This window comes from Robertmurraya sp. DFI.2.37 (genome assembly GCF_029211245.1).
Lineage (GTDB): Bacteria > Bacillota > Bacilli > Bacillales > Cytobacillaceae > Robertmurraya > Robertmurraya methanolica_A.
The window spans coordinates 1-6343 of sequence record NZ_JARGEJ010000103.1 but is presented as its reverse complement, the minus strand read 5'-3'; the positions used below and the strand labels follow the sequence as shown (position 1 = coordinate 6343).

The window sequence follows — 6343 nt, the reverse complement described above, 5'->3', positions numbered from 1 at the left end:
CCCGATTCTGGTTCGGTAGAGTAAAATTTACATACATATCGTTGTCGTCATCCATCCTGCTTTGTAAAACTGACTTACAGATTGTAAGACTTAGTTACAGATTGTAAGCGGGAGTTGCAGGGAGACAAAAACTTACTTAAACCTCAATCTCCCTACTCCACCGTAACGCTCTTTGCAAGGTTACGCGGCTTATCTACGTCGCAGCCGCGGTGCAGCGCTGCGTAGTAGGAGATTAGTTGTAATGGTACGACAGAGATAAGAGGTGTTAATAGTTCATGCACTTCTGGGAGAACGAATGTGTCTCCGTTCATTTCCAAGCCTTTCATGGAAATGATGCATGGGTTTGCTCCACGGGCAACGACCTCTTTTACGTTCCCACGGATGCTTAAGTTGACAATTTCTTGGGTAGCTAAGGCAATGATTGGTGTACCGTCTTCGATTAAAGCAATCGTTCCGTGCTTTAATTCTCCACCTGCGAAGCCTTCTGCTTGGATATAAGAGATTTCCTTCAGTTTCAGAGAGCCTTCTAAACCTACATAATAGTCAATACCGCGGCCGATGAAGAAAGCGTTGCGTGTATCAGCTAAGAAATCACGGGCGATTTGCTCGAAGTCATCCTTCTCATCACAAAGGACTTCCATCGCATTAGCAATGATCCCAAGCTCTTTTGCTAGGTCGAAATCAATTTCATGTCCACGGCTTTTTGCGGTTACAGCCGCTAAAATGGAAAGAACAGCAATTTGAGCTGTATAAGCTTTCGTCGAGGCAACAGCAATTTCAGGACCTGCATGTAAAAGCAGTGTATAATCTGCTTCACGTGATAAAGTAGAGCCTGGTACGTTTGTGATCGTTAATGCTTTGTAGCCCTGTGCTTTTACATTAACAAGTACGGCACGGCTGTCTGCTGTTTCTCCACTTTGCGAAATGAAAATGAACAATGGCTTTTCAGATAGCAATGGCATATTGTAGCCGAACTCACTTGCAATATGCACTTCGACTGGAATTTTCGCCATCTTTTCAATCAGTTGTTTTCCAACCAATCCAGCATGATAGGAAGTACCTGCTGCGACAATATATACTCGATCTGACTCTTTCATGGCAGCAACAATTTCATCGTCAATGTGTAAAGATCCATCTTCAGCACGATACTCTTGAACAATTTTGCGAATCACTAATGGTTGCTCATCGATTTCTTTTAGCATGTAGTGAGGGTACGTACCCTTTTCAATGTCACTTGCATCAAGCTTTGCTGTAAATGGAGCACGGCTCATTACCTCACCGTCTAGCGTTTGGATCGTGACTTCGTTCTGCTTCACGATCACCATTTCTTTATCCATTAATTCAACAAATTGATTGGTCACTTGCAGCATCGCCATCGCATCACTTGCCACAACATTAAAACCATCACCAAGACCAACTAATAACGGGCTTTTATTTTTGGCAACAAAAATCGTATGCGGATTGTCAGAATCTAAAAGAGCCAACGCATAAGAACCTTTTACAAGCTTTAGCGTTTTGCGAAATGCTTCTTCCACAGTAAGCCCTTCTTTTATAAAGATTTCGATCAACTGAACAACTACTTCCGTGTCCGTATCACTTTTTAAAGCTGTATCCATTAAAAATTCTTCTTTTAAAAGCTCGTAGTTCTCGATAACACCGTTGTGAACAAGGGTAAATCGTTCTGTTGTACTCTGATGTGGATGAGCATTAACCACACTTGGAACACCATGTGTCGCCCAACGGGTATGACCGATCCCCATACTCGCTGCCACTTTCGTATCAACAATATTGCGCAAATCGGCTATTCTGCCTTTCTCCTTAAAAACATGTACGCCTTCTGCATTCATTACAGCGATTCCTGCTGAGTCATAGCCTCTATACTCTAACTTTTCTAAGCCTTTAATTAAAATTTCTTTTGCATCATTATTTCCAATATAACCAACGATTCCGCACATATTTATTCTTCCTCCCAAACAAGGGGGCAAGAATCCTTTACATATAAGGGGCACTTGCCCCCTTATCTCTGTATTTTAAAATCTTATGATGTGATGCAGCTTTTCTTCTCTTTGTCCACCAAGTCGCCTTGATGTTTTAAAGAAGAAATGACGGTTGGCATCTACAACCGGGAGGTATCCGCCGAACATTCGATAAACCTCCTCCTCGTCAACTAACTACTCCTTCGCTCCAGTAATTAGTTCAGGCGCTTTAAAAAATCAATGCCTTCTGCCCACCTTTCTATTTTGAGTAAAGCTTTTGCAAAAAAAATTCTTGTTACAAATACAATAGACGAACCAAGATGGTGAAAGGTTACAAGAAAAAAGAATTTCTTACAAAAACAGGTTCATCATAACCTAGAATTCTATTCACGTCAACTAATAACTGGATGGCAAAAAGCTCTCTAATCATAAAATATGCATAAGGGCTGTCAAAAGTCCCTTATGCAAAACAAATGCGCAAGTGCCTTGAACATCGCCACACAAACTGGAAGGGTCTGGTCTTTCGATAACGAAAATCGATAAGCGATAGCGAATCGAAATTAATCTATCGTAGGAGAACCTAAAGTTATATAGGCGAAAGGCTACTTGCGCTAGACGTATAACACTAAATATTAGAGTTCAAAATAAAAATTTCTGCAGTATGTTCTTATCCTTAATAGGAGCTCTCTCTTTATTCTTGAAGTCCCATTTCCTCTTTAACAACCTCAGCAATACGTTCTACGTATGATTGACACTGCTCTTCTGTCGGCGCCTCTGCCATAACACGAACCAATGGCTCCGTTCCGGACGGACGAACTAAAATACGACCATTGCCATTCATCTCAGCTTCTACTTCTGCAATAATCGCTTTTACTTTTTCGTTATCGGTGACATGATGTTTATCTGTAACACGAATATTGACAAGCTTTTGCGGGAATTTTTCCATTTCAGCGGCAAGCTCTGATAACTTCTTTTTTGTCATTTTCATAATATTGACGAGCTGCAGCCCTGTCAACAGACCATCACCTGTCGTATTGTATTCTAAGAAAATAATATGGCCGGACTGCTCGCCCCCCAAATTAAAGCCGTTTTTCTTCATTTCTTCAACCACATAACGGTCGCCAACTGCTGTTTGTACGCTCTTGATTTCATTTGCTTCAAGGCCTTTATAAAAGCCAAGATTGCTCATCACGGTAGAAACAACAGTGTTATGCTTTAAGCGTCCATTGGCATGCATATATTTCGCACATATGAACATGATTTGATCACCGTCAACGATGTCTCCATTCTCATCAATGGCAATGAGGCGATCGCCATCTCCATCAAAAGCAAGACCGACATCTGCTTCTTTTTCTTTTAAGAAGGCCGCCAATGCTTCTGGATGAGTAGAACCAACCCCAGCATTAATATTAAGACCATTAGGAGAAGCCCCCATTGTCGATAAATCCGCTTCAAGATCAGCGAATAAGTGTGCTGCCAATGAAGATGTCGCACCATGAGCACAATCCAAAGCAATATGTATGCCGGAAAAGTCCTCGTCCACCGTTTGCTTTAAGAATTGCAGGTACTTTTGACCACCTTCAAAATAATCATTCACTTGTCCAAGATTTTCACCGACCGGCCTTGGTAACTCATCCTCTGCCATGTCCAATAATTGCTCAATTTCCTGCTCTTGTTCATCCGAAAGCTTAAAACCATCTGAACCAAAAAATTTGATCCCATTGTCAGCAACAGGATTATGCGACGCTGAAATCATGACTCCAGCTTGCGCGCCGAGTACTTTTGTTAAATAGGCGACCCCTGGGGTGGAAATAACACCTAAGCGCATGACCTCCGCACCAATCGATAGTAACCCTGCAACTAACGCTCCCTCTAGCATATGACCTGAAATGCGTGTATCGCGACCAATTAAAACTTTTGGTCTAGGCTGATCCTTCGTTAGAACATATCCTCCAAGGCGGCCTAATTTAAAGGCAAGCTCTGGCGTTAATTCGCTATTGGCAACTCCGCGAACTCCATCCGTACCGAAATATTTACCCATCTATTCTCGCTCCTTTTCCTATTCAATCACTACTCATCTTCTTGAGTTATTAATATTTTCACAGTCTCTCTCGCTAATTTCCATTCCACATTGTTCGGTCCATCGACCTGAATCTTGACTTCATGCTCCCCTGGTTCCAAATTTGATGCATCAATAAAAAGACGAAAGCTTGATGCTGATAAGGAGGCGATGTCTCCACTGCTGCCTGATAGCGTCAGGCTTGTCGAGCCATTCGCTGGTTCACGAAACACAGCTTCATATGAATTTGATAGTCCTTCTATACCAATAGGAATATTAGAAAACGTTCGATCTTCTGTTTTATTGGCCCGAATCGATACTTTTACGACTTGTGGGTCAACGGCAATAACCCCTTCAGAGATAATGACAGGTAGGGTCAGCTCAGTATCCTTTTCAATTTCACTTACATCTAGTTCTACCCGGACTGAATCGGTTTTGTCTAATACATCCTCAGGGGCGATGATTTTCGCTTCATCTTTTTCCAATCTGATCGATTCAATCGTGACACCCGCTGGCAATCTTCCCGATTGCACAATGTTGATCGGGACTGTCTTCGTTGATGCTTTTACCGGAATTGTCACTTGAACCGTGCTAGGTTCAACAAGAACATCCAATTTATTTAAAGCCTGATCGAGGACTAATATGTTTGCTTCTCTTTTGAGCGTTTCATTAATTGGTCCTTTTACATCTAATGTCGCCTTCACATACGTAATGCTCTCAACGACATCCTTTGCCCCTGTTACCGTTACTTTATTAGGCTCTACTACGGCAACATCTGAAACATAACCTTCTGCTAAAATATTGCTATCGAACTCTGCCTCGACACTAAATTCCTTCGATACTTTTTCTTGAACGGAAACCGTAACGGTCTCCGGATCAATGCTTACCTTTAACCTTTCTGATATGTCCCGAATTTGAATTTGTACTTCTTGAGTACCAATTTCTGCTTCGGTTAAATCAACATATACCTCAAAACCTCTTTGTGCTAGAGCCTGCTGGAGATTTGATCGAGGACCTGATAACGTCAGCTTCACAGTTTCCGGCACACCTGTTACAACCAGATTATCCGCATCATAATAGCTTGTTACTGGTACGGCTTCAATGACCTCTGATTCTTGATCCTGAGGAACATTGACAACTGATTTATTTTCCTCATTCACATTTTCAAAAAGTAACAATGCCAACACTAGCGCTATCACTCGAATAAACCATTTATTTTCAATCAACTTATTAATATATTTATCCATTCGCTTTCCCCCTCCAGTTCCAGCGACCTGAAGAAGTCTGTTTAGCTTTTACCTCGGATAGTAGTTCCGCTCCTATTAACTCTCTAAATTTATCCAGCTTCAGATCACGATGCAGCTCACCATTTTTCGTTAATGAAATCGAGCCTGTTTCCTCTGAAACAATGACCGTTAAGCTATCTGTAACCTCACTAATACCTAATGCTGCCCGATGCCTTGTCCCTAGTTCCTTTGAAATAAAAGGGCTCTCCGACAAGGGCAAATAACATGCTGCTGCGGCAACAGAATTTTTTTGTAATATTACTGCGCCATCATGCAATGGGGTATTTGGGATAAAAATATTGATGAGTAGCTCGGATGATATATTCGCATTCAGTGGAATTCCAGTTTCTATATAGTCTGCTAACCCCGTCTCTCGCTCAACGGAAATAAGAGCACCAATCCGTCGTTTTGCCATATAATCTGTTGCTTTCACAATGGCTTCTACCATTTTTTCTTGCTCATCTTCCTCCTGATGCCCAGAGCGCGAGAAAAAGCCGCCTCTTCCCAATTGTTCTAAGGCCCTTCTTAACTCTGGCTGGAATATAATCACAAAAGCGACGACTCCCCATATGAGTACTTGCTCCATCATCCAATTAAGCGTTTGTAAATGGAATTTGTCACTGATCAAAGTTACAATCAAAACAACAAAAATCCCTTTTAACAATTGAACAGCTTTCGTTCCTTTTATCACCATGATGAGCTTGTATATCACGAAAGTTACTAGGAGAATGTCAATGGCATTAATCAGTAGATCAAAGAGATTGAAATTTCCAATCGACATGGGACTTCCTCCAATTATATATTTAAAAGCAAGCATGCTTTGATTTCGATTCATTTTACCCTATAGTATACCATATTTCAAAGAAACGCCATTTTAATCACATGTGAAAGTCCTTAATATAAGAAAAACCGGGCAAAAACCGCCCGGTCCCTTTTTGTCTAGCGAATATCCGAAATTTTATACTCTATACCGTGTACTCCTTTGTAATACTCGGGATACATTTCTCCTCCGCATTTTTCAC

The 6343-nt window shown here is 41.4% G+C and carries 4 protein-coding genes; all 4 read right to left on the bottom strand.

Translation table 11 applies throughout. The features are described from left to right. Positions 1-152 precede the first annotated feature (152 nt). Positions 153-1955 (bottom strand): glutamine--fructose-6-phosphate transaminase (isomerizing), encoded by a 1803-nt coding sequence (glmS, locus tag PZE06_RS25185; protein ID WP_095314596.1) that lies wholly within the window; start codon positions 1953-1955, stop codon positions 153-155. Between the two features lie 712 nt (positions 1956-2667). Next, positions 2668-4017 (bottom strand): phosphoglucosamine mutase, encoded by a 1350-nt coding sequence (gene glmM / locus PZE06_RS25180; RefSeq protein WP_150917711.1) that lies wholly within the window; start codon positions 4015-4017, stop codon positions 2668-2670. Between the two features lie 29 nt (positions 4018-4046). Beyond that, positions 4047-5282: a CdaR family protein gene (locus tag PZE06_RS25175; RefSeq protein ID WP_150917708.1), complete on the bottom strand. Its 1236-nt coding sequence runs from the start codon at positions 5280-5282 to the stop codon at positions 4047-4049. After that, positions 5275-6102: a diadenylate cyclase CdaA gene (gene cdaA, locus PZE06_RS25170; protein WP_150917706.1), complete on the bottom strand. Its 828-nt coding sequence runs from the start codon at positions 6100-6102 to the stop codon at positions 5275-5277. Before cdaA ends, PZE06_RS25175 begins: the two co-directional genes overlap by 8 nt. Positions 6103-6343: the final 241 nt, after the last annotated feature.